The 24,982-nt window shown below is 68.6% G+C and carries 24 protein-coding genes; 12 read left to right on the forward strand and 12 right to left on the reverse strand.

Translation table 11 applies throughout. From position 1 onward, the window contains the following. Position 1: 1 nt before the first annotated feature. Together ACOGXI_RS05655 and trxB are read left to right on the forward strand one after the other, a co-directional pair. Positions 2–829: an AAA family ATPase gene (locus ACOGXI_RS05655; protein WP_419937911.1), complete on the forward strand. Its 828-nt coding sequence runs from the start codon at positions 2–4 to the stop codon at positions 827–829. Next, entirely contained in the window at positions 826–1,791 is a 966-nt protein-coding gene (trxB, locus tag ACOGXI_RS05660) for a thioredoxin-disulfide reductase (RefSeq protein ID WP_419937912.1), read from the forward strand. Before ACOGXI_RS05655 ends, trxB begins: the two co-directional genes overlap by 4 nt. Positions 1,792–1,834: 43 nt before the next feature. On the opposite strand, the gene ACOGXI_RS05665 is transcribed toward trxB, so the two are convergent. The 9 genes from ACOGXI_RS05665 to ACOGXI_RS05705 all read right to left on the reverse strand — a co-directional run bounded on the left by ACOGXI_RS05665 (position 1,835) and on the right by ACOGXI_RS05705 (position 7,826). Beyond that, positions 1,835–2,257, reverse strand: coding sequence for a type II toxin-antitoxin system VapC family toxin (locus ACOGXI_RS05665; RefSeq protein WP_419937913.1), 423 nt, complete (start codon positions 2,255–2,257; stop codon positions 1,835–1,837). Further along, positions 2,254–2,493 carry a CopG family transcriptional regulator gene (locus tag ACOGXI_RS05670; RefSeq protein ID WP_419937914.1) on the reverse strand — a complete coding sequence of 80 codons (240 nt, stop codon included), beginning with the start codon at positions 2,491–2,493 and terminating at the stop codon, positions 2,254–2,256. Before ACOGXI_RS05670 ends, ACOGXI_RS05665 begins: the two co-directional genes overlap by 4 nt. 141 nt (positions 2,494–2,634) lie before the next feature. Then, positions 2,635–4,164, reverse strand: a complete 1,530-nt coding sequence (locus tag ACOGXI_RS05675; RefSeq protein ID WP_419937915.1) for a solute:sodium symporter family transporter — start codon at positions 4,162–4,164, stop codon at positions 2,635–2,637. Continuing rightward, on the reverse strand, positions 4,161–4,574 hold the full coding sequence (locus ACOGXI_RS05680) for a type II toxin-antitoxin system VapC family toxin (protein WP_419937916.1): 414 nt from the start codon (positions 4,572–4,574) through the stop codon (positions 4,161–4,163). The genes ACOGXI_RS05675 and ACOGXI_RS05680 overlap by 4 nt, the downstream gene beginning before the upstream one ends. 4 nt (positions 4,575–4,578) lie before the next feature. Beyond that, a complete protein-coding gene (locus ACOGXI_RS05685; protein ID WP_419937917.1) occupies positions 4,579–4,839 on the reverse strand; it encodes a type II toxin-antitoxin system Phd/YefM family antitoxin in 261 nt (86 codons plus the stop codon). Between the two features lie 62 nt (positions 4,840–4,901). Beyond that, complete coding sequence (locus ACOGXI_RS05690; protein ID WP_419937918.1) at positions 4,902–5,102, reverse strand: hypothetical protein; 201 nt, start codon at positions 5,100–5,102, stop codon at positions 4,902–4,904. Between the two features lie 42 nt (positions 5,103–5,144). Continuing rightward, positions 5,145–7,274: an amino acid permease gene (locus ACOGXI_RS05695; RefSeq protein WP_419937919.1), complete on the reverse strand. Its 2,130-nt coding sequence runs from the start codon at positions 7,272–7,274 to the stop codon at positions 5,145–5,147. Positions 7,275–7,331: 57 nt separating this feature from the next. Then, positions 7,332–7,613, reverse strand: a complete 282-nt coding sequence (locus ACOGXI_RS05700) for an OsmC family protein (protein WP_419937920.1) — start codon at positions 7,611–7,613, stop codon at positions 7,332–7,334. Beyond that, the gene (locus ACOGXI_RS05705; RefSeq protein WP_419937921.1) at positions 7,614–7,826 is read right to left on the reverse strand and encodes a hypothetical protein; all 213 of its coding nucleotides are present in this window, start codon (positions 7,824–7,826) and stop codon (positions 7,614–7,616) included. A 91-nt stretch (positions 7,827–7,917) separates the two neighbouring features. Between ACOGXI_RS05705 and ACOGXI_RS05710 the strand changes: the two genes are divergently transcribed. Then, on the forward strand, positions 7,918–9,720 hold the full coding sequence (locus ACOGXI_RS05710; protein WP_419937922.1) for a DUF885 domain-containing protein: 1,803 nt from the start codon (positions 7,918–7,920) through the stop codon (positions 9,718–9,720). A gap of 69 nt (positions 9,721–9,789) precedes the next feature. Continuing rightward, a complete protein-coding gene (locus ACOGXI_RS05715) occupies positions 9,790–10,854 on the forward strand; it encodes a hypothetical protein (protein WP_419937923.1) in 1,065 nt (354 codons plus the stop codon). A 32-nt stretch (positions 10,855–10,886) separates the two neighbouring features. Here ACOGXI_RS05715 and ACOGXI_RS05720 read toward each other — a convergent pair whose 3' ends face one another. Then, a complete protein-coding gene (locus ACOGXI_RS05720; protein WP_419937924.1) occupies positions 10,887–11,684 on the reverse strand; it encodes an alpha/beta fold hydrolase in 798 nt (265 codons plus the stop codon). 20 nt (positions 11,685–11,704) lie between these two features. Between ACOGXI_RS05720 and ACOGXI_RS05725 the strand changes: the two genes are divergently transcribed. From ACOGXI_RS05725 to ACOGXI_RS05750, 6 genes are all read left to right on the forward strand, one after another. Further along, positions 11,705–12,763, forward strand: coding sequence for a YheT family hydrolase (locus ACOGXI_RS05725; protein ID WP_419937925.1), 1,059 nt, complete (start codon positions 11,705–11,707; stop codon positions 12,761–12,763). Between the two features lie 59 nt (positions 12,764–12,822). After that, entirely contained in the window at positions 12,823–15,222 is a 2,400-nt protein-coding gene (locus tag ACOGXI_RS05730) for a choice-of-anchor B family protein (RefSeq protein WP_419937926.1), read from the forward strand. Further along, positions 15,222–16,331: a YncE family protein gene (locus ACOGXI_RS05735; protein WP_419937927.1), complete on the forward strand. Its 1,110-nt coding sequence runs from the start codon at positions 15,222–15,224 to the stop codon at positions 16,329–16,331. The genes ACOGXI_RS05730 and ACOGXI_RS05735 overlap by 1 nt, the downstream gene beginning before the upstream one ends. Positions 16,332–16,353: 22 nt before the next feature. After that, complete coding sequence (locus ACOGXI_RS05740; RefSeq protein WP_419937928.1) at positions 16,354–18,270, forward strand: FG-GAP repeat domain-containing protein; 1,917 nt, start codon at positions 16,354–16,356, stop codon at positions 18,268–18,270. Beyond that, positions 18,270–20,756 (forward strand): choice-of-anchor B family protein, encoded by a 2,487-nt coding sequence (locus ACOGXI_RS05745; protein WP_419937929.1) that lies wholly within the window; start codon positions 18,270–18,272, stop codon positions 20,754–20,756. Before ACOGXI_RS05740 ends, ACOGXI_RS05745 begins: the two co-directional genes overlap by 1 nt. Before the next feature lie 164 nt (positions 20,757–20,920). Further along, positions 20,921–21,973: a PQQ-dependent sugar dehydrogenase gene (locus ACOGXI_RS05750; RefSeq protein WP_419937930.1), complete on the forward strand. Its 1,053-nt coding sequence runs from the start codon at positions 20,921–20,923 to the stop codon at positions 21,971–21,973. A 27-nt stretch (positions 21,974–22,000) separates the two neighbouring features. Here the strand turns inward: ACOGXI_RS05750 and ACOGXI_RS05755 are convergent, their stop codons facing one another. Then, positions 22,001–22,876, reverse strand: coding sequence for a hypothetical protein (locus tag ACOGXI_RS05755; RefSeq protein WP_419937931.1), 876 nt, complete (start codon positions 22,874–22,876; stop codon positions 22,001–22,003). A gap of 47 nt (positions 22,877–22,923) precedes the next feature. After that, positions 22,924–23,727: a PhzF family phenazine biosynthesis protein gene (locus tag ACOGXI_RS05760; RefSeq protein ID WP_419937932.1), complete on the reverse strand. Its 804-nt coding sequence runs from the start codon at positions 23,725–23,727 to the stop codon at positions 22,924–22,926. 210 nt (positions 23,728–23,937) lie between these two features. Between ACOGXI_RS05760 and ACOGXI_RS05765 the strand changes: the two genes are divergently transcribed. Beyond that, the gene (locus ACOGXI_RS05765) at positions 23,938–24,414 is read left to right on the forward strand and encodes an EVE domain-containing protein (RefSeq protein WP_419937933.1); all 477 of its coding nucleotides are present in this window, start codon (positions 23,938–23,940) and stop codon (positions 24,412–24,414) included. A 31-nt stretch (positions 24,415–24,445) separates the two neighbouring features. After that, positions 24,446–24,982, forward strand: a complete 537-nt coding sequence (locus tag ACOGXI_RS05770) for a LemA family protein (protein ID WP_419937934.1) — start codon at positions 24,446–24,448, stop codon at positions 24,980–24,982.

Raw genomic sequence — 24,982 nt, forward strand, 5'->3', positions numbered from 1 at the left:
GATGAGAGTACTGGTCATCGCAGGTCCGAACGGGGCGGGCAAGACAACGTTTGCGCGACGCTACCTGCGGTTCGCGGGGCCGGAGATACCTTTCGTGAACGGTGACATCATCGCGGCGGAGTTGAACCCGGACGCGCCCGACGCGGCCGCGCAGCTGGCCGGAAGGATCGCGCTCGAACGGATGGAGTCGTACGCGGCGGAACGGAGAGATTTTGCTTTCGAGACGACGCTCAGCGGCCGGGCATACGCGCGCCGCCTCATCGAATGGCGCGAGCAGGCGTATCGCATCGGCATGGTCTACCTCCGGCTCCCGTCGGCCGATCACGTCGTCAGGCGCGTCGCCCAGCGCGTGAGCGAGGGCGGCCACGACATCCCCGAGCCGGTTGCCCGTCGTCGGTTCGAGCGAAGCTGGCGTAACTTCCTCGAGCTATACCGCCCCGTTGCAAACGAATGGCAGGTCTACGACACTTCGGGCCGGTTCGCGACCCTCGTCGCAGCGTCGGACAGCGCTGACATTCTGCCGTTCCCGCCCGCCGCAATACGCATCCGGGAGGTTCCGACCGCGACGCGTGCAGACGCCCATGAAGGGCTGAGCCGCCGAGATCATGCTACAGGGAGAGACTCCGTGACGAAGGATGCAACACACCCTCCGGACAGGTTCCCGGAGGGAGAGCCATCGATCAGGAATGTGACGATGGCGCTAATGCAGGCGCGCGACGATGCGCTGGCCCGCGCCGAGGCGGTTCGGCGACGAGAGGCCGAGGCCGCGCGGGCCGACAAGGCGTCATCCGCCATCGAAACCCGCGAAACAACCGATACGGAGCGATGAGCACAGAGACTGTCGTCATCATCGGCTCGGGCCCCGCCGCGTGGACGGCGGCGATCTACGCGGCCCGGGCGAATCTGAATCCGCTCGTGTTCGAGGGCGCGGGGAGCCGCACCATGATCCCCGGCGGACAGCTCATGTTCACAACGGACGTGGAGAACTATCCCGGTTTCCCCGAGGGGGTTAGCGGCATCGACATGATGTTGGACTTCAAGAAGCAGGCGCTGCGTTTCGACACGCGCGTGTTCACGGAAGACATCGTCGAGGTCGACTTCTCCAGCCGACCCTTCCTGCTCCGTTCCTCGGGGGATCGGGAGGTGCGCGCGGAGACGGTGATCCTGGCCACGGGCGCCAACGCGCGCTGGCTCGGCGTGCCGGGAGAGGAAAGGCTCGCCCAGAGCGGCGGCGGCGTGTCCGCGTGCGCGGTGTGCGACGGGGCTCTGCCCGCCTTCCGAAACCAGGTCCTGGCCGTCGTGGGAGGCGGCGACAGCGCGATGGAGGAAGCGCTGTACCTGACGAAATTCGCGAGCGAGGTCCTGCTCATCCACCGGCGCGACGAACTGCGGGCGTCGCAGATCATGCAGGAGCGGGCCTTCGCCAGCGACAGGATGCGCTTCCTGTGGAACACGACGGTGGAGGAGGTGCTGGGTGAAGACGTGATTACCGGCCTCCGCCTCCGCGACACCGTGACGGGAGAGGCCTCGGAGATCGAGGTGGGCGGGATGTTCGTGGCCATCGGCCACATCCCCAACACGGAGTTCCTGCGGGGCCAGGTCGACCTCAAGGAGAACGGCTACGTGGACATGCCCACGCCGTGGCGCACGGACACGAACGTGCCCGGCGTGTTCGCGGCGGGCGACGTGATGGACGACTACTACCGTCAGGCCGTCTCCGCAGCCGGCACCGGCTGCATGGCCGCCCTGGACGCCGAGCGCTTCCTGGCCCACAACGGCGCCGCCGGCTGACCGCAGCCGCGACACCCCGGGCCGCGACCCCGGGCGCGCCGCGTCACCCGCCGGGCATCCGGGTCGGTATGGGTCGGCGCCGGCTCCTGCGATAGATCCTGAAATCGCCGTCCAGGGTGAGGACCACGCTGCCGGCGTGCTGTTCGGACATCCGGACGAGGCACGCGTCCGCCAGCGACATCGGTACGTCGTCATACTTCTTCATCATCCGCTCGACCGCGGCGGCCTCATCCGCCAGCCGGAACGACACGTCGAGGACGCCCCGCTCGACCAGCGAGACCACGGCTTCCGGCGCCCCGGAGGCGAGACGGCGCGCGAGAAACGACGCCTCGGCGATGACGGCCTCGCAGGTGAGGAACGGGGGCTCGACACGCGCCCATTGTTCCCGCGCCCAGTTGTGGCGCCCGTCCCGGGAGTTCAGAAACGCGATCAGCGGACCCGTATCGAGGATGACCCCGGGGTTCACTGACCGAAGCCACGCAGGTAGTCCGGGTTCGCCGACAGGTCTTCAGGCCCGGAAAAGGCGCCGGCGAGATCGATGGCGCGGGACAGCGCGGAAACGGGTGGCACGCTTTTCTCCGCACGCAGGAAGGCCTCGAGGGCCTCGCGAATCAGCGCGGACCTGCTGACGCCACGCCGGCGCGCGACCTCGGAGATCTCCCGCGCGAGGTGTTGCGGCATCTTCAACGACACGGGTTTCATTCCGACCCATTCCCTCTCGCATATACTACACGACGATGTACTACCGTATTACGACTTTCAGTATTACACGGTGTGCCGTGAGCCGTCAATTCCGACATCACGTGGCGGCGACGACGCTCCCGCGGCTCGCGAGAAGAGGATTCACCAGAAGATGATGTAGAGGATGGCCGCACCCGCGATCACGCCGCCGGCCCAGAACCCGGCGCGGGGAGCGGGCGTCAGGTCCACGCCGTCCGCGGCGCGCGGCAGACGCCGCGGGGCCGAGAGCGGGCGGGCCTTCGACACGACCGCCATGAAGGCGCTGATCGCCAGGAACGTGATCGCCATGTGGTGCAGGAACGCGACCCCCGGCAGCAACCACAGCAGGAGGCCGTAGACCGGGACACCGAGCACCATCCCGCCGAAGGCGGCGGCCGGCGGCGTGCGCGGCGCGAAGATCCCGAACAGGAACGCGGCCACGATCCCCGGCGAGATGAACCCCCAGAACATCTGGATGTACTCGAACACGCTCGGCGCCCGCGCCACGACCGGCGCCCACAGACACGCGACCACGACGAGCACGCCCGTCGTCACGCGTCCCACGACCATCAGCCGGCGCGACGACGCCTCGGGCCGCAGGTGCCGCTTGTAGAGGTCCACGCTGAAGATCGTCGCCGCCGAGTTGAGCATCGAGTCGAGCGAACTCATCACGGCCCCGAACAGCGCCGCGAACATGATGCCCGTCAGCCCCGCCGGGAGGAGTTCCCGCATCATCACGGGATAGGCCTGGTCCGGGTTCGTCACCTGATCCGCGAACAGTTCGGCCGCCATGATGCCGGGAAAAATGATGATGAATGGGATGAACAGCTTGATGAAGCCCGCCAGGAAGAGCCCGCGCTGCCCGTCCGCGAGGCTGCGCGCCGCCAGCGTCCGCTGCGTGATGAACTGGTTGAGTCCCCAGTAGAAGATGTTCGGGATCCACAGTCCGCCGATGAAGACGGCCACCCACGGCATCTCCGGGTGGTTGAAGGGGAGGACGGTGTGGAGTTTTCCGTCGGCGGCCTCGAGGAAGGGGCCGATGCCCCCGATCGCCCGGAACCCGAGCACCGTGACGAGCACGGCACCGAGCAGGAGCGCCACGCCCTGGATGAGGTCGGACCACACGACCGCCTTGAGTCCGCCGTAGATCGTGTACCCGCCCGCGAGGATGCCGATGAGCCAGATTCCGGTGCCGGTGTCGAGTCCGAAGATCGACTCCAGGGCGAGGGCTCCGGAGTAGAGGACCGTCGCGAGGGCCACCAGCACGTACGCCGCCAGGATGAAGCCCGCCATCAGGGTGCGCGTGCGAACGTCGTAGCGGTATTCGAGGTACTCCGGGATGGTGTAGATCCCGGCCGCGAGGAAACGGGGGAGGAAGAAGAGCCCGACGAGGACGAGGGTGACCGCCGCCATCCACTCGTAGCTCGCGATCGCGAGGCCGAGGTCGTATCCCCGCCCCGCCATCCCGACGAAGTGCTCCGTCGAAATGTTCGACGCGATGAGCGAGAAGCCGATCAGCCACCACGGCAGATTGCGTCCCGCGAGGAAATACGCGGCCGCATTCCTGCTCCCGCGCGAGGCGTACAGCGACACGCCCACCACGAGCAGCAGAAACCCCGCGAACGCCGCGACGTCGAGCGGCTGAAAGTTCATTCTTGCGAGTGCGCGAACGGGTTGAGGGTCTTTACGCCCAGTCGCTCGAAGTCCCTAACGTTCCGGGTCACCACGGTCAGCCGGTTCGCGATGGCCGCAGCGCCGATCATGGCGTCCTGGAGAAGCGTATCCGATTGCCGGTGCATGAGCCTCGCCCATTCCCGGAACGTGGGCGCGTCCATCGGCAACACGTCGTACGTATCGAGCACCTTGTCGAGCCACGCCTCGAGTTCCGCGGCCTTGGCGGGATCCTGCTCGCGGGTGATTTCGATTCCGGCTTGAATCTCGCCGATCGTGGCCGCGGACAAACTCAGGTCCGCGTCGGGAACCTCCCGAAACCACGCCAGAACTCCGCCGTGCGGCCGGGGACGCCGCAACTCCGAGACGATGTTCGTATCGAGCAGGAACATGCTTCTAATCGAAGCGGGGCGTGGCCCGCTGGCGGATCGCGCGGCGCGGCGGGACCAGCGTGTCCGTCCGGGCCTCGGGCGCGAGCAGCAGTTCCTTCAGGCTGGGTTTGGCCATCTTCTCCAATCGGCGCCAGTGGTCAATGGGAACCAGAACGGCGGTCTCGACGCCCCGTTTCGTGACAACTTGCGGTCCCTGCGTCAACGCCGTCTCAAGGAGCGCGCTGAAGCGTGCCTTCGCCTCCTGAACCTGCCAGGTGTTGCTCATCCAAGCCTCCGGATATTCTGACTAGACGCCAGACTAGTCCGATTGCCTCGCGGAGGCAAGCGTCACGGGCGAGCGGGGACCTCCTCGATCTCGGCGGTCCAGTCGACCTTGATCGCGCCCTCCAGCGAGCGGGCGGTGGGGCACTTCGCGCCGTGGCTGGCGAGCGCCCGGTCCACCGTCTCCCGCGCCTCGGCAGGCACGCGAAGCCGGTAGTGGACGATGATCTCCTCCAGCGGGGGCATGCGGTCCCGGAGGCGGGTCACGCCTTCCGCTGCTCGACCGAGGCGCCCACGGCGCCGGTGCGTTCACGACGCGCGACCCTGTGTGCCGCGCCGCCACCAGCGGGGCGCCGTGGTTGCGTGCACATCGTAGCGATGCCGCAGGTCGATGATATCGCGCGGAGAGCCCAGGATCGTCAGGCGGTCGCCCGTCTCGATGAGGGTGTCCTCGTGCGGCACGACGAGCTGGCCGCGCCGCCGGATCATCGCGGCGAGCGTACTCTCGGGCAGCGCCATCTCCTCAATCGTCATCCCCGCCAGGGCGCTGCTCGCCCCCTCGGACAGGACCTCCATGACGAGCATGCGTTCGTCGCGCAGCATGACCTCGCGCAGCTCGAGGTCGTCTTCCGCCTCCAGCCACTCGGTCAGGAAGCTCTCGTCATCCACGCGCCCGGCGATCTGAGCCAGCGTGCGCAGGTGGCGGCCGTCGTTGGCCGCGGGGCTGGCGAGGAAAAAGGCGGCCTGGATGAGCTCGTCTTCGGCCGGGGGCACGTCGGGCTCCCCGGTGTCGATCTCGATCCCGCCGCGGACGCGCGCGAGCACCATGCGCGGCCCGGAGATGGAATCCAGATACAGGTGCGGCAGCACCACGCCGCGGGACATCGGCGTGAGGCCGCGGGCCGTGCCTTCCAGAAGTCCCTGCGCGAGCCGGGTGGCGCTGACTCCCACCTGTTGCGAAAGCGCCTGCGACGCGCGGTCCACCAGCGCCGAGAAGCGAACCGAACCCTCGAAATCCAGCACATCGGAAGACGCGATGAGTGCCTCGAAGGGGTCGGCGTCGCGCACGCCCTTCTCCTTCAGGATCTGTCGCAACTCCCGCTCGAGCCCCCGGTTGCGCTGCTGGCCCAGCCGCTCGAAGACGTGATAGATCGCACCCTCGCGGCGGATGTGGTCGCGAGCGTAGACGCTGTACCAGAGGGTGCCGAAGGCGACGAATGCGATGCTGACCAGCGTGGCCATCCAGCCCATTTCGATGATGAGCGGAAGCGGGGTGACGATGCCGACGATCTGGACCCAGGGATACAGGGGCGCGCGGAAGCCCGGATCGTACGGCGCAAGGCCGCTTTCCCGCATGACGATGACGGCCAGGCACGCCAGCGCGAACATGATGAGCTGGAAGGCGCTCGCGAGCTTTGCGATGCCCGACGGGTCGAAGAGCCACAGCCAGAGCAGGATCAGTCCCGTCGTGGCAAGGACGGCGACCCAGGGTACGCCCCGTCGGCTGATCCGGCGCAGCGCGGCCGGAAGCACCTGGTCGCGGCTCATGGCCAGCGGATAGCGGCTGGCCGACAGGAGTCCGGCGTTCCCTACCGAGAAAAAGGCCAGGACGGCGGCCACGGTCATGACGGCTTCTCCGGCTGGACCCGCGACGACCCGTGCCATCGATGCCGCGGGCGCCAGATTGCCGCCCCCCGCGGAGAGCGCCCCGACCCCTACCGCCCCCACCATCGCCCAGGTGCCGAGGACATACACGAGGAGCACCGTCGCGAAAGCCAGGAGCATGCCCAGCGCCAGGTTGCGGTCCGGGTTCTTCACCTCTTCCGAGACCGAGGCCACATGGGTCAGCCCCATGTACGACACGATGACCAGTCCCACAGTGGAGAAAAACGGCGAGGGGCCCAGGTCGAAGGCGCCGTCGAAGGCGGCGGGATCCATGGCGGTGACGCCGGCGCCGATCAACCAGCCCAGCATGGCCAGGAGGACCACGGTGAGGACGAGTTGCAGGGCGCTGGTCTTCTTCGCGCCCAACAGGTTGATCCCGGCGAAGCCCAGGGCGAAGGCGAAGGAGATCTGGCCGACGGGCGCCTCGGGAAAATACACCTGCAAGTAGGCGCCCAGACCCACCAGTGCGAAGGCGGACTTGAGCGTCAACGTCGCCCAGGTGCCGAACCCGCCGATCGTCCCGACCCGCTGGCCCATGCTGCGATCCAGGAAGTAGTAGATACCGCCGGCGCGCGGCATGGCGGTGGCCAACTCCGCCATGCTGAGGATCCCGGGCAGAAGCAGCAGGCCCGCCAGCAGGTACGCGAAGGGGATCGCGCTGCCGGCCTGGGCCGCCGCGAGGCCGGGAAGAAGGAAGAAACCCGAACTCAGCGTCGCACCGGTCGCGATGGCGTACACGTCGAACAGCCCGAGTTCGCGATTCAGTCTTGGCATGGCCGCCGTCCCCGGCGCGGGGGACCTCCTACCCTCCGCTGCGGAGAGCGCCCCGCGTCACGAGCGAGTGGACGTCTCCTCGATATCGGCGGTCCAGTCGACCTTGATCGCGCCCTCCAGCGAGCGGGCGGTGGGGCACTTCGCGCCGTGGCTGGCGAGCGCCCGGTCCACCGTCTCCCGCGCCTCGGCAGGCACGCGAAGCCGGTAGTGGACGATGATCTCCTCCAGCAGGGGCATGCGGTCCCGGAGGCGGGTCACGCCTTCCGCTTCGGCGCTGATGTCTTCGGGGTCCAGGCGGATGCCGCGCACTTCCAGTGCGCCGTTGAGCGTGCCCAGCATTCAGGCGCCGGTCGCGGCCACCTGGTAGTCGACGGGGAGCGGGAGATTCTTCGCGTCGATCCGGTAGTGGGACTTGATGGGCCCGTGGACACCGAACTCCAGTTCGGTCCCGTCCTCGAGCCGGCCCCGGCGGTGGACGCCCTCGACCTTCTCCAGCCGGGCGCGCGCGGTATAGAACGAATCGGACACAGGATCGGACACAGGGTCGGACACAACGGCCTCCTTTGCGGGCGCCCCTGCCCCACCGCATCTTCGTGCGGCGATGCCGGGCGCGAAGCGAACCCAACGATCGAGAGCCGCCAGCATGACGTCAACCCGTTTGGCCGGACCGCCGGGCTTCGCCGCGGTGCTCATCCTTCTGGCGGGCGGGATCGCGGCATGCGAGCGGGGGTCGGCCGAAACGACGGATCCGCTTCCGCCCAGCGACATCTCGGCGCTCGGCGACCGCTTCTGGGACGGCTACCTCTCCTGGAATCCGCTCCAGGCGACCTACCTCGGCGAACACCGCCTCGACGACCGCGTGCGCGACATCTCGCCTTCCGGGCGCAACAACCGCCGCCGCGAAGTCCGTGCCCTCTCGGACGCGCTCGCGGCCATCGATTTCGTCTCCCTTCCGCCCGAGGACCGGCTGACGTATCTCGCGCTCGAGCACCAGCTTTCTGCCGAAGTGGCAGAGCAGACCTGCGACCTCGAGGTGTGGGTCGTGGACCACCGGGAGGGATTCCAGCTCGACTTCCTCAACGTGGTGGGAGCCCAGCCTCTCGAGACTCCGGTGCAGGGCGAGCGCATGATCCGGCGCTGGAACGCGTTCGCCGACTTCATCGACGACCACATCTCGAACCTGCGGACGGGACTCGAGACGGGTCGCGTGGCGGCGCGCGCCTCCGTGAACCGGACGATCGTCCAGCTCGACGCCCTCCTCGAGCGGCCCGTAGAGGAGTGGCCGATCTACGCCCCGGCGGGGACGAGGCTCGATGCGTGGCCCGAGGGCACGCGGCACGACTTCCGGGCCGGGATCCGGGAGGCCGCCACGGAGCGGATCCGTCCCGCCTACGCGAGGCTCCGGGATTTCCTGCGCGATGAACTCTACCCGCATTCGCGAGACGGAACCGGGATCGGGCTCTCCAGCCTGCCGGGAGGCAGCGCCTGCTACGAGGCGATGATCCGCAACCTCACGACGCTCGAGCTCACGCCCGCCGAGATCCACGCGCAGGGCCTGGCGGAACTGGAGAGAATCCACGCCGAACTGCGGACGCTGGGACAGGAAGTCCTCGGCGCCTCCGATCTGAGAGAGATTCAGCAGCGGCTGAGATCGGATCCGGAGATGTACTTCCGCTGGCCGGGCGAGATCGTGCAACTGGCCGAGGAGGCGTACGCGCGGGCGGCCCTCGTAATGCCCGACTGGTTCGGCACGCCGCCGCGGACGGAGATGGTGATTCGTCCGATCCCGCTGTACGAAGCGCCGCAGAGCGTGCTCGCCTACTACCGGGAGCCGGCGCCGGATGGATCGCGCCCCGGGACGTATTATGTGAACACCTACCGGCCCGAAATCCGGCCTCGGTACCAGGCCGATGTTCTGAGCTTCCACGAGGCGATTCCGGGACACCACCTCCAGACGGCGATCGCCCAGGAGGTCGAAGGCCTCCCCGAGTTCCGAAAGCACCTCGGCTCGGTCGCCTTTGTCGAGGGATGGGCGCTGTACGCGGAGCGTCTCGCCGATGAAATGGGCCTCTACGTGGACGACCTGAGCCGCATCGGGCTCGCTTCGTACGACGCCTGGCGCGCGAGCCGGCTCGTCGTCGACACGGGGATTCACGCTTTCGGCTGGACGCGCGAGGAGGCGATCGACTTCTTGCGCGAGAACACGCTGCTCGCCGAGGTGAACATCGAGAACGAGGTGGACCGCTACATCACATCGCCCGCCCAGGCGCTCACCTACAAGCTCGGGCAACTCGAGATCTCGGGTCTGCGATCGAAGGCGGAGGCCAGACTCGGGGAGGCGTTCTCCATCGCGGAGTTCCACGACCGGGTCCTGGAGAACGGGGCCCTCAGCCTCCCCGCCCTCGGCGATGCGATCGACCGCTGGCTCGCGGAGGCCGACGGCTAGCTGTAAAGGCTGGCCGGATTTCGGTTGCCGCGTTGAGGGGGCGTTGATACGGCGCCTCACCTTCAGAACATGCGTTCTCTCGGCAGGATCCCGCGGCTTCGGGCCCCCGCGCCTCCGGAAGCGGAGCCTCGCGGCTTCGCGCTGCCCTCGGCCATGCTCATGCTGCTGCTCGTTTCGCTCATGGCGGCCGGCGGTTTTCTCATGACCTGGATCGACGGACAGTCCGCCCGCGCCTTCGCGCGCTCCACGGAGGCGTTCTACGTGGCCGAGAGCGGGCTCGCGACGGCGCTCGCGCTCGCCGAGGCCCCCGATCCCTCCGTCCCGCCCGTATCCGTGGGGGGAGGGACGGCGACGATCTCCTTTGAGCCGCTGCTGGATCTCGGGCCCATGGAGACGGTCTACCGGGTCGAATCGCTCGGACGGATTGTCGTGGGCGACGCAACCTTCGAGCGCTCTGTCGGCCAACTCCTGTGGATGGCCGGTCCCCCGCGGGTCCCCGGCGCCCTCGTCCTCGTGGGGGGGACAAGCGGAACCGGACTCGAGGGGACGATCAGCGGCCTGGACCCGCTGGGAGCCGCCTGTGCCCCGCAGCCATCGCCCGTTGCGGGTGTCGCGTACTGGGGCGGCCCGCCGCCGGCGCCCGACTCGCTGCTCACGATCTCGGGATCCCCGCCGGAGCGCATGTTGCCGGCGGATGTCTCCGTGGCGGCGGAGACGGGGATCCGCTGGGCGGAACTGATCGCTTCCTGGGGCCCGCGTCCCGACGCGGTCGTGCCGCCCGATCCGTGGCCGGCTCCCGGAGCGGATTCCTCCTACACCCGGATAGCGGGATCGGAAACGCTCGGCGCGGGTTCCAGCGGGCGCGGCGCCCTCGTCGTGGAGGGCGACCTGACGCTCAACGATGGGTTCTCCTGGAGTGGGCTCATCCTCGTGGGCGGCGCCCTGCTCCTGAACGGAGATGTCTCGCTCCGCGGGAGCGTGGCGAGCGGGCTCGCGGGTGGAGCGGGATTGGCGGCGGACTTCGGCGGACACCGACTCGACCTGCGCTTCAACGCCTGCGCGGTCGCCGCGGCCGCGGAACGACTCACCGCGCCGGCGGCCGCCATCCCCGGCACGTGGCACGAAGTGTGGTAATCCCGACGGGCCGCGGCCCGGGCGCGGCCCGTTTAGAGGCGCTCGGCGACGAGGTTCCGGAGTCCATCGGGGTTGTCCACGTGCAGCCAGTGCCCTCCCTCGAGTTCATGGAGATGCACACGGCCGTTCACAGCGGCCGCCCGGAATCGTCCGATGTCGTCTGCCGAGAGAATGTCCGACTGCGCGGCCCGTACGACATGGATTTCCGACGGGGGGACGGGTGTCTCGATGACGTCCCAGAGATCGCGCCTGAAGTAGTCGGCAAGCAACTCTTCGATCGCGTCGGGGTCGAGGCGCCACCGATAGCCGGCGTCGACGAAGACGAGGTTGGCCGCCAACCAGTTGGCAACGTGCGAGGCGAAGCCCTCGGCCTCCACCGCGGATACGGCGCGGCGTCTTGTCGCGAAGGGTCCCGGGCGCCGGCGAAACACGTCCGGCAGCCGGGCCGCCCCGCCGCCGGGCGAACGGCGGGAGGGCGTCGCATCGATCACCCACGTCTGGCTCGGCGCCGCGGCCGCCGCCACCATCAGCGCCGCCTTGCCGCCGAAGGAGTGCCCCAGGACCGCGTCAACAGGCCGTCCGAGCGACTCCGAGAGTTCGAGCACGTCGTGTACACACGCCGCGAGCGTATGCGGTGGCTCGAAGCTCGGGGAGTGCCCGTGCAGCCGCAGGTCCACGAGCACGGCGCCCCATTCGGGACGTCCCGCGACGAGCCGGCGGGCGAACGAAGCCCAGTTGCGGCCGGTGCCGTAGATGCCATGCAGCACGTAGAGCCAGCGCCGGGAACCCGCCTCCGCAACGGTGTACTGGTGCAGGAATGATCGAGACACGGAACGAAGGTAATGGATCCTTGAAGAACCTGGCGGCGTTCGAGCCTGCGCGGGGACTCCGGAATCCTCACGCGCAGACCGTGGTCGGACGGATCGCGCGCCGGCGCTTCGAGCCACGGTACGACCGGGCGCGGCTCGACACGGACGACGGCGACTTCATCGATCTCGACCTGTGGCGAGGACCGGAAAACCCCACGAGCCTGTGCCTCCTTCTCCACGGGCTCGAGGGGAGCGCGCGCTCCGGCTACATGGTGACGACGAGCGAAGCGCTGGCGGTCGCCGGCATCCGGGCGGTCGCACTCAACTTCCGGTCGTGCAGTGGGGAGCCGAACCGGCTGCCGGGCGCCTACCACTCGGGCCGGACCGACGACATCGAGCGTGCGCTGGCCTGGATGGCGGCGCGTTTTCCGGATCTGCCGCGGACCGCGGTCGGGTTCTCGCTGGGCGGGAACGCGCTCCTCAACCTGCTCGGGCGGGAGGGTGGGGGCCGGGGTCTCGTCGCCGCCGCCGCCGTTTCGGTCCCCTACGACCTCGCGTCCAGCGCCGACGCCCTGCAGCGCGGGATGGGGCGCGTGTACGGCAGGCGTTTCCTCCGCAGTCTGCGGGAGAAAGCCCGCGAGAAGGCGGCGAGGTTCCCGGACGTGGTGGCGCCCGAGGCGGCGACGGCCCGCACGATTCGCGAGTTCGACGACCGGCTCACGGCGCCGATCCACGGCTTTCGTGACGCCGCGGACTACTATGCCCGCTGCAGCGCGAAGCGCTTCGTGGGTTCGGTGGACCTGCCCATGCTCCTCGTACACGCGCGGGACGACCCGCTGGCGCCGGGGAGTTCGGTGCCGGTCGAAGCGATCCGGCGGCGCCGGAGTCTCTCTCTCGAACTGACGGAGCGGGGAGGTCATCTCGGGTTCGTGGGCCGGGGGCGTGGCAACGGGTGGCCCACCCCGCGAACCGGCTGGCTGGAAGAGACCGTTTCCCGCTATATCTCGCGGGCCCTGCAGCGGACCACGGAGCGGGCCGCGCAGCGGGCCACGCAGCGGGCAACGCAGCGGGCAACGCATCCGGATTCCGGGGTGTTTTAATTGGTTTGCAAGAGCTTTGTAGCAGGATTGTTCGCAGTCTTCAGGATGGGAGTCGTTTCATGCACCGATTTGCTCGATTCGCGGCCCTTGCGGCCGCCTTCGCCTGCCTGGCCACGCCAGTCACGGGACAGGGTTTCGGACGCGGCAGCGCGGTCGCCGTCTCTTCCGGCCAGGTCCTCATCGCCGAAAGCGGCGGCCCGACTTCCACGGGGACCGTCTACGTATACGAGAAGGGTCCGGATGGATGGGCCGTCTCCGCGGAACTCGCGCCCTACGCGGCCGAAGAGGGCGGCCGGTTCGGGAGTTCGCTCGCGGTAGATGGCGACCGCATGCTCGTGGGCTCGCCCGGCGCGGCCTACGTGTTCGAGCGGAGCGACGGCGCATGGGAGGAAGCCGCGACGTTGCGGGCGACCGACCTGCCGGAGGGGTACGTGTTCGGCTCGGGCGGCGCGATCGCGGGCGACCTCGCGATGGTGGCGGCACAGGGCCGGCCCAGCCGCCAGGGGCCGGGCGCCGCGGGCCGGGTCTATTTCTTCGAGTGGGACGGCTCCGCCTGGAATGAAGCCGGGTCCATCGAATCCCCCGAGGCGGCCGCCGGAGACGGCTTCGGCGCCGCGATGCTCACTGACGGCCGGGTGGCGGTGATCGCCGCCCCCACGGCCCCGGTGGGCGACGCGAACCGCGCCGGCGCGGTCTTCCTGTTTACGCGCGACGACGACGGCGCCTGGACGCCGGCGCTGGAACCGCTCACCGCGGCGGACGCGAGTGAGAACGCGGGCTTCGGGAGCGTCCTGTACGGCGAGGACACCGGGGACGGCTTCCGCCTCGTGGTCGGAGCCCCCCGCGCCGGGGGCGTGGGCGTCGCCTATGCGTTCACGGCCGGCGACGACGCGTGGAGGCCCGAAGGCCGCTTCTATCCGCCCGTCGTTGCCGGGGGCGGCCGATTCTTCGGCGGAGCTTTCGCCACCGCCGTTGCGGCCGCGGACGGAGAGATCTGGATCGGCGGGTCGGGCTCCGGCGCGGGCCGCGAGGGGCGCGTGCTTCGCTACTCGACCGATCCCGGCGGCGGGATCGAACTCGCGGGCGCGGTTTCCGCCTCGAACCGGGCCGCGGGCGACGGCTTCGGCGGCAGCGTCGCCGCGCAGGGCGACATCGCGGTCGTCGCCGCGAGCCGCAAGGACTACGGGATGGGGACCGCCTACATCTTCGAGCGACAGGGCGACGGGTGGGTCGAAGCCGCCGAGGTATGGAGCGATGCGACGAACTACGCGGCGATCAACGGTCACGAGGTGGGCTGCGAGGAAGGGGTCTCGGCCGACTTCGACTGCAGCGAAGTGAACATCCTCTCCTTCATGCCGGTGCAATCGCTCGGGGCGAACCGTGGCGTCCGCGTCAACGACGTGTGGGGCTGGACCGATCCGCAGACCGGGCGCGAGTACGCCCTCGTGGGGCTCACCGATCAGGCTTCGTTCGTCGACATCACGGACTCGCAGAACCCGCGCTACGTCGGCCGTCTTCCGATGACGGAGGGCGCCCGCGGCAGCGTGTGGCGCGACATCAAGGTCTTCAGGGATCATGCCTTCATCGTTTCCGACGGGGCGGGCGACCACGGCATGCAGGTGTTCGATCTCTCGCGTCTCCGCGATGTGGGGAGCGAGCCGGTCACCTTCGAGGCGGACGCCCACTACGATGGGATCGCCTCCGCGCACAACATCGTGATCAACGAGGAAACGGGCTTCGCCTACAGCGTGGGATCGAGCGGCGGGGGCGAGACATGCGGCGGCGGCCTCCACATGATCGACATCAACGAGCCCACGGAGCCGAGCTTCGCCGGTTGCTTCGGTCACGAGGGGACGGGACGCCGCGGCACCGGATACTCGCACGACGCGCTCTGCCTGATCTACGACGGCCCCGACCGCGAGCACGCCGGCAAGGAGATCTGCTTCGGGTCGAACGAGACCGATGTCTCGATCGCGGATGTCACCGACAAGGAGAACCCGGTCCCGCTGTCGACGGCGACGTACGCCAACGTCGCCTACGCCCACCAGGGCTGGGTGACGGAGGATCACCGCTACTTCTATCTCGGCGACGAACTCGACGAACTGAGGACGCAGTTCTCGGGCACGCGCACGATGATCTTCGACATCACGGACCTCGACGATCCCGTCCTCGTCAAGGAGCACTTCGGCGAGTCCACGGCGAGCGACCACAACATGTACGTGCTCGGCGACCTGCTCTATCAGTCGAACTACAACAGCGGACTGCGGATCCTGAACGTGAGCGACCCGGAGAATCCGACGGAGGTCGGCTTCATCGACACCGTGCCCTATGCGGAGGGCCCGTCGATGGGCGGCTCGTGGAGCAACTATCCGTACTTCGCGAGCGGGACGATCATCGTGACGAGCGGGAGCGAAGGCCTGTTCATGGTGAAGTACCAGAAGCCGGAACTCGTGCCGTAATGGAGAACATCGCAAGGGCGGCGCGGTCCGGCCTCCTCGCCCTGGGGATGGCCGGACTCGTGGCGGTTCGGGCCGTGGCGGCAGGGGGCGTGCCCGCCGCCTCCGCCGAAGGTCGGTTCCTCTACGTGGCGAACCAGGAGGCGGCGGCCGTGACGGTCATCGATCTCGAGACGCACGAGGTCGTCGAGGTCATCGACCTGGAGGCCATGGGATACGGGGCGAACGCGAAGCCGCACCATGTGGCGGTCGAGCCGGACGGGTCGTTCTGGTACGTGTCGCTCATCGCGGCCAACCGGGTGCTCAAGTTCGACCGTGACAACGAACTCGTCGCCGCCGTCGAGTTCGAGCGGCCGGGGCTCCTCGCGCTCCACCCCTCGGAGCCGTGGCTCTTCGTGGGGCGGTCGATGGCGGCCGTGAACCCGCCGCAGCGCATCGGCCGCATCGACCGGCTGTCGATGGAGGTCGAGGAATACGATGTCTTCATCCCGCGTCCGCACGCGCTCCTGGCGAGCCCCGACGGCGGGTGGGTCTACGCGGGCAGCCTGGGGGAGAACTCGGTCGTCACGGTCGAGGCGGAAAGCGGCGAGGCCGAATTGCTGCGGCTTCCCGGCTCCGGGGCGATGCCCCACGTCCTCGTGCAATACGCGATCTCTCCGGACGGAAAGACGCTCGTCGCGACGGCCGAGATGACGGCGAGGCTCCTCGTGTTCGACGTCTCCGAGCCGACGGCGCCGGCGCTGGAGCGCCAGATCGACGTCGGCGCGCGACCCTGGCACCCCAGCTGGTCGGCGGATGGACGCTGGATCTGGTTCGGCAACCTGGGCGCGAACGAGGTCACGCTCGTCGACACCTCCGACTGGTCCGTGGCGGCCGTGATCCGGGGCGAGGGTCTCGCTGAACCTCACGGCAGCGTGCTTTCCCCGGACGGCTCCCGACTGTACGTGGCGAACCGGAACGAGACCGGCTCCTACGAGTCGTCGGACCGGATGGGATACGAGGCGCCCGGCGGTACGGTCGTCGTCATCGACACCGCGACCCGCGAGATCATCGACGTCATCGAGACACCGCCCTACGCGTCGGGCATCGGTCTCGCCTCCAGCCCGAGCTGAGGACCCCGGCGACGTGAGCTGCATGGCCGTACCGCCGAGCCGACGGGCTGCGCCGGGAGCGCTGGCCGCCGCAGTTCTCGCCGCGGGATGCGCCTCGGGGGCCCTTCCGCCCGGGACCACGGCGCCCGATCGCGGGGCCACGGCCAGCGAGACGGGCTTCGTGCGGTCCGTCACGCCGTTTCCCGTGTTCCACGAGTCCGGAGACCCGTACGAAATCCCCTTCCTCGGCGGCTTCAACGTGCCCCGGCCGCAGTGGGTGGACATCGACGCCGATGGCGACCTCGACCTCTTCGTGCAGGAGACGACGGACCGCCTGCTGTTCTTCGAGCGCGAGGACACGCCGGACGGACAGCGCCACACCTGGCGGCCGGATGCGTACTCGGATCTCGAGGTCGGAGAATGGTTCCGCTTCGTGGACGTCGACGCGGACGGCGATCGGGACCTCCTCGCGGAGTCCCCCTTCAGCTACATGAAGCTCTATCGAAACACGGGCACGGCGGGCGGAGCCGTGTTCGAACTCCTCGCGGACACCCTTCGCGACACGCGCGGGGAGGCGATCTTCTCGGACCGCCAGAACATCCCGAACGCGGCGGACATCGACTGCGACGGGCGACTCGACCTGTTCATCGGCCGCCTCGTGGGAACGGTCACCCGCTACGAGGCGACGGGCGCGATCGGCGCGAACGCCTCGCCCTTCCGGCACATCACCGACCGCTTCGAGGACATCGAGATCGTCGCCGATCCGGCGGCGGCCGGGGGCGTGCCGCCCTTCGATGGCCCGAGGACGGGGGGGCCCTTCCCCACGCTGCACGGCGCGAACACGATGGCGCTCGCCGACTACGATGCGGACGGCGATACGGACATGTTCTGGGGTGACTTCTTCGAGGCCGGGCTGCTCCTGATCGAGAACGCGGGCTCGTGCGAGGCCCCGAACCTCCGGGTGGAACCGCGTCCCTTCCCGCTCGACGACCCGATCCGGACGAGCGGCTACAACGCCCCGACCTTCGGCGACTACGACGGCGACGGCGACCTCGACCTGCTCATGGGCGTACTCGGCGGCGCGTACAACGCGAACACGACGACCGCCGACAACCTCATGCTCTTCTCGCAGGAGTCCGATGGCGGCTTCGAGCTTCGGACGCGCCGCTTCATCTCGCAGATCGACGTGGGCAGCGAAAGCGTGGCTTCGCTCGTGGATCTCGACGGCGACGGCGATCTCGACATGCTGCTCGGCAACAAGATCGATCCCGGGGACCTGACGAACTCACGCGTCTTCCTGTTCGAGAACGAGGGGAGCGCGACGGGGCCGGTCTTCCGCCGGAAGGGCGAATTCGAGTTGCCGGGCGCCTACCACAACGCGCCCGCCTTCGGCGACCTGGACGCGGACGGCGACCTCGACATGCTGCTCGGCACCTGGCGCGACGAGATCCGCTACGTGCGAAACGACGGATCTGCCACGACGCCGCGCTTCACGCTCGTCGATTCCGCCTACGTCGAGATCACGCGCGGCAGCAACGCGACGCCGACACTCGGCGACCTCGATGGAGACGGCGACCTCGACCTCGTGATCGGGGAGTCCTCGGGGGCGCTGAACTACTACGAGAACACCGGGTCGGCATCGAACCCCAACTTCGAATTCGTGAGCGACGAGTACGGGGACATCGACGTTGGCCGCCGGAGCTTCCCCAAGCTCCGCGACCATGATGGGGATGGAGATCTGGACCTCATCGTGGGCACCGAATCCGACGGGATCCGCTATTTCAGAAATGACGGGGGATCCGGGTCGCCCGATTTTGTCGAGGCGGACGGCTTCTTCCCCGCCCCGGATGAACTTCCGCTCTTCTCCACGCCCGAGTTCGGAGACCTCGACGGGGACGGGGATCCGGATCTCGTCGTCGGCACCGCCGGCGGCGGCCTCTATTACTTCGAGAGACACTGATGAGATTGATGAAATCGATGAACGGAACACGGACTTTCTTCGCCGCGGTCGCCTGCGGCTTCCTCACGGTCGGCGGCGCGGAAGCGCAGGAATTCGGCGGCGCCGTCGTGCTTCACGAGGGCCGAATCATCGTCGGCGAAGCGATCGACCCCGACGCGGATCCGCAGAATCCGGCGACATCCGCTCCCCGCAGCCTCTACGTGTATGAGCGGAGCGGCGACGGCTGGACGCGCACCGCGACGCTGGGCGCGCCGGAGCACGAGGGTGCGGACTTTTTCGGCCGCTTCATCATCGCCGACGGCGACCGATTGCTCGTCGGCGCCACGGCCCTCGACCAGGACGGCGACGGCGAGAGCGACGGGAGCGTCCTCATCTATCGGCGCGCCGGGGATGGCTGGGAGTTCGAGCGGTATCTCCGTCCCGAGAGCGTGCCGCTCGGATCGTCCTTCGGCCGCTTCGCCTCGCTTGCGGGCGACGTGCTCGTCGTCACATCGCTGGGCTACCAGGGGACCGGAGGCGCGTGGGTCTTCACGCGCGGAGACGATGGCGCCTGGATCGAGGACGGCATCCTGACCGCCGCCGACCCGGATCCGCAGCAGGAGTTCTTCGGCTGGGGCGTCCACACCGATGGCGAGCGCGTGATCGTGGGCGCTTTCGGCGGACCCCAGCTTCCCGGCGCCGCGTACGTATTCGGCCGCGACGCGGATGGCGACTGGACGCAGGAGGCCCGGCTCGGCTTCGAGGGGGACGAGATCCAGCCGGGCGCGGCCATCGTGGGCAATCGTGCCGCTTCGGTTGCGGTCGGCATCGGCGGTTCCCACGCATTGCTCGGCTTGCCGGGCGCGTATGACGGCACGGGAACCGTGCTGAACTACGTTCGTCGCCCATCCGGCGACTGGGTGCGGCAGGGATCGCTGTCGGCCTTCCACCGTGAGCCCGGCGACAACTTCGGAGCCACCATCACGGCCCGGGACGACGAACTGTGGATTGCGGCTCCCGGCGCGGGCCTGTTCGGCGCCATCTACGCCTTCTCGTGGGACACCTCGGCCGGCGGCTTCGGTGCGGCGACCCGGATCGTTCCGGGCTCCGGAACGGACGCGGGAGACGGGTTTGGCCTCTCGATTTCCGCCAGCGGCGACCTCGCGGTCGTCGGGCAGCCGTGGGACGATGCGGATCTCGGCTCGGCCCTGGTGTTCGAGCGTCGGGACGGAGCGTGGACCGAGTCGGCAAAGATCTTCATCCCCGAGGAACGGCGCGCGCTGACGGCGCTCTCCGAGGTCGACTGCGCCGAGGACGGGATGGCGGACCAGTTCACCTGCGACCAGGTGGACGTACTCTCGTTCCTGCCGCTGGACGCGATCGGCGGCTCCGACCGCGGCATCGAGACGAACGACGTCTGGGGCTGGGCGGATCCGCAGACGGGGCGCGAGTACGCGATCGTCGGGCGCACGGATGGCACGGCGTTCATCGACATCTCCGACCCCTCGGCGCCCGCCTATCTGGGCAGCCTTCCGAAGACGCCCGGCTCGGTCACGCAGTCGTGGCGGGACATCAAGGTCTACGCGAACCATGCCTTCGTGGTGGCGGACAACGCGGGCGAGCACGGGATGCAGGTGTTCGACCTCACGCGGCTCCGGGACGTCGGGGACGCACCGGTCGAATTCGACCCCGACACGGTGTACGAGGGGATCGCGAGCGCCCACAACGTGGTCATCAACGAGGAGACCGCGACCGCCTACGCCGTGGGCTCGAGCGGGGGCGGCGAGACGTGCGGCGGCGGGCTGCACATGATCGACATCAGCGATCCGAAAGCGCCGAGCTTCCTCGGCTGCCACGCGCAGGAGGGTACCGGACGCGGCCAGACCGGGTACACGCACGACGCGCAGTGCGTGAACTACCACGGCCCGGATGCCGAGCACGCCGGAAAGGAGATCTGCCTGAAGGCGAACGAGACCGCAGTCGTGATCGCCGACGTCACGGACCGGGACAACCCCGTCACGCTCTCCACGGCCGACTACCCGGCGGTCGCCTACACGCATCAGGGCTGGCTCACGGAAGACCACCGCTACTTCTACCAGAACGACGAACTCGACGAGATGGCTTCCGTGGGCCGCGCGCAGGAGGCAGGGACCGAGCCGGACATGGGCGCCAGCCGCACGCTCATCTGGGACGTGTCGGATCTGGACGATCCGATCCTCGTCAAGGAGCACTTCGGGGAGACGTTCACGATCGACCACAACCTCTACATCGTCGGCGACCTCATGTACCAGTCGAACTACGTGAGCGGGCTGCGCGTGCTCGACATCAGCGACCGCGAGAACCCGCGCGAGGTCGGCTTCTTCGACACGGTGCCGTGGGACGAGTCCGTCACCTTCGACGGCTCGTGGTCGAACTACCCGTTCTTCGCGAGCGGGACGATCGTCGTGTCGAGCGGCAAGGAGGGCGTGTTCTTCCTCAGGTACCGCCGGCCGGAACTGGTGCCCTGAGGCGCTCGGGCCGCCCGGCCGCCGCGGCCACCCGGCCGCTGACGGCGCAAGCGCTTGCGCTGCTGGCGGGGGTGGCGAGTTGGGGATGCTCGGATGGCACGGGCCCCTCCCCGGCTCCGCCACCGCCGCCCGCGCCGCCGGAACCCGCCGCCTTCGAACTGGCGGTGAACGAAGTCCTGACCGGACTCTCGCAGCCGGTCTTCCTCGCCGCCCCGCCGGGCGACTCGAGGCTCTTCGTCGTGGAGCAGGTGGGCCGCATCCGCATCGGGAACGCGGACGGGCAACTCCTCGGGAATCCCTTCCTCGACCTCTCGGGCCGCGTGGGCACGGCGCCCGAAGGCGGCCTTCTCACGATGGCGTTCCACCCGCGGTACGCGGACAACGGCCAGGTCTTCGTCTACTACACCGACACGGAGGACCACACGGTGGTCGAGCGCTACACCGTCTCCGGGGACCCCGACCGTCTGGATTCGAGCTCGGCGAAGCCGATCCTTGCGCTCACCCAGCGTCGCCGGAACCACAACGGCGGGATGCTGCAGTTCGGGCCCGACGGGATGCTGTACATTTTCCTCGGCGACGAAGGCGGGGCGGGCGACCCGTTCGGCAACGGGCAGAACCCGGAGACGCTGCACGGTTCGATCCTCCGCATCGACGTGGACCGAGGCGACCCGTACGCGATCCCGGATGACAACCCCTTCGCCGGAGAGGAGGGCGCGCGGGGCGAGATCTGGGCCATCGGCGTGCGGAATCCGTGGCGCTCGACCTTCGACTTCGCGGGCGATGCGCTCTACGTGGCGGACGTGGGCCAGAACGAACGCGAGGAGATCAACGCGGTGCCCGCGGGCGAGGCGGGCGTGAACTACGGCTGGAGTACGATGGAAGGGTCCGCCTGTTACCAGAGTTCCGGGTGCGACATGTCGGGTCTCACGCTGCCTGTTGTCGAGTACGTCCACGACGGCAGCGTCTGCTCCGTGACGGGAGGTTATGTGTACCGCGGCTCACAGCTCCCCGAGATTGTGGGGCACTACTTCTACTCGGACTTCTGCACCGGCTTCCTGCGGAGCTTCCGTCTCGACGGCGGGCGGGCGGCGGACGAGCGACGCTGGAATGTGGGAAGCCTGGGGGCCGTGTCCTCCTTCGGCGTCGACGGCTCGGGGGAGCTGTATGTCGTGAACCTCAACGGCTCCGTATCCCGCCTGGAGCGCCGCCAACCGTAGCGGATCGGCTCACCGTTGCGGCCCGGCTCAGATTCCGAACGTCATCCCCACCTGGAAGAGCACGAAGTCGACATCCGAGGCGATCGGTGAGAACGAACTGCCGCCGAAACCGTCCTCGACGATGCTCCCGGGCACGAGATACTCCGTGCGGCCGTGCCTCCGGTATTGGGCCTCGACCCGCAGCAGTCCCGGGTTGGCGGACCGGTTGATCGGGATCGCGAGTCCGCCGCCGAAGCCGTACGCGGCGCGTACGTCGTCGAAGTTCACCGTCGTCCCGTAATCGGGCGATTCCCGGAGATCCCAACCACGCTCGACGGTGCTGACCGTGAAGAAATAGCCGAGCCCCACGAAGCCGTTCACGTAGGGCTGTACGGGGCCGTGCGGAAGCCGGATCTCGGGGCCGAGTCCCAGATAGCCCACGTTGTTGCGCGTGACGATGTCGGTCAGGATCCGATCCGTCGCCGCGAACAGGGGGAAGCCAAGCGTCTCCGATCCGTAGTTCACGTAGCCGGCGTCGAACCGAACCCGGAAGGCGGGGGAGTCCTCGAAGCCGAGCAGAGCGGTGAACGCCGCCCCGAACCCCTCCCCGACGTACGAACCGAATTGCCCCTGCGGCGCCATCACGGAGAAGGTGCCGCCCAGATCCCACTGCGTGCCGTTTCCGCCCGAAGATGGCTCCCCGGACGGCTGGCCGTGGAAGTGTCCGCCGCGGACCTGCGCCGCGGCGTCTACGGGCGCCAGCACCCACAAAGCCCCCAGCGTCGTCAGGGCGGCGAGTCCGACCCCGAGGGCGCACAGGCTCCCGCTCCGTATCCGTGTACGCATCGTACGCATCATCTGTCCCGCTCCATCCCGCGTCTCCGTGGCGTCCGGCCGGTCGCCCGGCCCCACGCCCGCAGTCATACGCCGTTTCATCCGCCGCCCCGTAGACGGCCGCACTCCGGAATCCGTCACAGCATGATCTCGCCGGAAAGGTAGAGCGCCGCGCGGCCGGCGATCGTCACCCGGTCCCCGAGGTGGCGACAGACAAGGGTACCGCCGCGGGCGCTGATCTGCCGCGCCTCGAGCGGCGCCTCGCCGCGGCCGAGCCGCTCGGCCCAGTAGGGCGCCAGCGTGCAGTGCGCGGAACCCGTGACCGGATCCTCGGGCACGCCGACGCTGGGCGCAAAGAAGCGGGACACGAAGTCCGCGCTCACTCCCGGCGCACTCACGATGATCCCGAGGCGATCCAGTCCGCGCAGCCGGGTGAAATCCGGCTTCAGCTTCCGGACGTCGTCCTCGGCATCCAGGAGTACGAGGTAGTCCCGGTCCGAGGCCAGAACATCCGCGGGTTCCGCTCCCAATCCCTCCACTAGGGCGCGAGGAGCTTCGCGCGACATCGCGGGACGCGCCGGAAAATCCATCACGAGGAGATCTCCTTCGCCCCGTTCCACGATGAGTTCGCCGCTTCTCGTCTCGAAGCGCACACTCTCGCGGTCCGGCGCCAGCCTCCGGAGAATGACCCAGGCGGAGGCCAGCGTCGCATGTCCGCACAGGTCGACCTCGGAAACGGGCGTGAACCAGCGGAGCCCGAACCCGCCCTCCTCGCCCGCGCCATCGCGAACGAAGAACGCGGTCTCCGAGAGGTTGTTCTCCGCCGCGATCTGCTGCATGACATCGTCATCGAGCCACGCCTCGAGCGGACACACCGCCGCCGGATTGCCCTCGAAGGGCCGGTCCGAGAAGGCGTCGAGCTGATACAGCGGAATTTTCATGCGTTCTCCGTGCGCCGTGACCTCTCAGGGCGGCTGCGCGCCCGTTCCGGTTCAGGCAAGCTACTGTCGTATCGCAGAGGTCCGCGAGCAACCGGGAGTGCCGGAGCACGGGGTTCACGGTGCGCGGCCGTGCCGGTAGATTCGGCCCATCCGCGCGAAACGTCCGCGCGCCGTCGGGACGCGGCAGAAAACGAGCAAGGAAGGCGTGACATGCCGGTTGAAATCACCGGATACTGGCTGGCCAAGACCGAACCGCACGTATACTCGATCGACGACCTCGCCCGGGATGGCGAGACGGAATGGGACGGCGTGCGAAATTACCAGGTCCGGAACTTCATGCGCGACCGGATGAATCCGGGCGAGAAGATCCTCATCTATCACTCCAACACGAAGGTGCTCGGCGTGTACGGCGTGGCGGAGGTCGCGGGCCCGGCGCACCCGGACTCCACTCAGTTCGATCCGGACAGCAACTATTTCGATGCGAAGTCGAGCCGGGAGAACCCCCGCTGGTGGTGCCCGGATTTCCGCTACGTGGAGACCTTCGGGACGCCCGTGACCCGCCAGATGATGAAAGAAACGGCCGGCCTCGAGACTATCAATGTGATGAAACGCGGCATGAGACTCTCGGTCATGCCGGTGACGGAGGACGAGTTCGAGATCATCCTCCGCCTGGGGCGCGGAGCATAAGAGGAAACAGGGGCAAGCCATGTTGTGGTTCGTGATCATACTCGCGGTGGTCGCCTTCATCGTCATCGGGATGTACAACGGCCTCGTGCGGCTGCGCGTACGCGTGAACAGCGCCTGGGCCGACATCGACGTCCAGCTCACGCGCCGCTGGGATCTCATCCCCAACCTCATGAAGACGGTGGAGGCGTCGGCGGGCCACGAACGCGAGACGCTCGAGGCCGTGGTAGAGGCGAGGAACCGGGCCATGGGCGCGCGGGGGCCCGCCGAGGCGGGCGCGGCGGAGGGAGCGCTCGCGGGGGCACTCGGGAGGCTGTTCGCGCTCTCGGAGGCCTATCCCCAGCTGCGGGCGGTCGAGGCGTTCACCGACCTCCAGCGCTCCCTCGATGAGATCGAGGAGGCGGTGCAGAACGCGCGACGCTACTACAACGCCGTCGTCCGGGACTACAACACGAAGACCCAGATCTTCCCGACGAACCTGCTCGCCGGGGTGTTCGGCCACACGCGCCGGGAGTTTTTTTCACTCGACGACGAGCGGCGGCGCGAGGGGCCGAAGGTGGCGTTCTCGTGA

Source organism: Candidatus Palauibacter sp., assembly GCF_965208055.1.
GTDB lineage: Bacteria > Gemmatimonadota > Gemmatimonadetes > Palauibacterales > Palauibacteraceae > Palauibacter.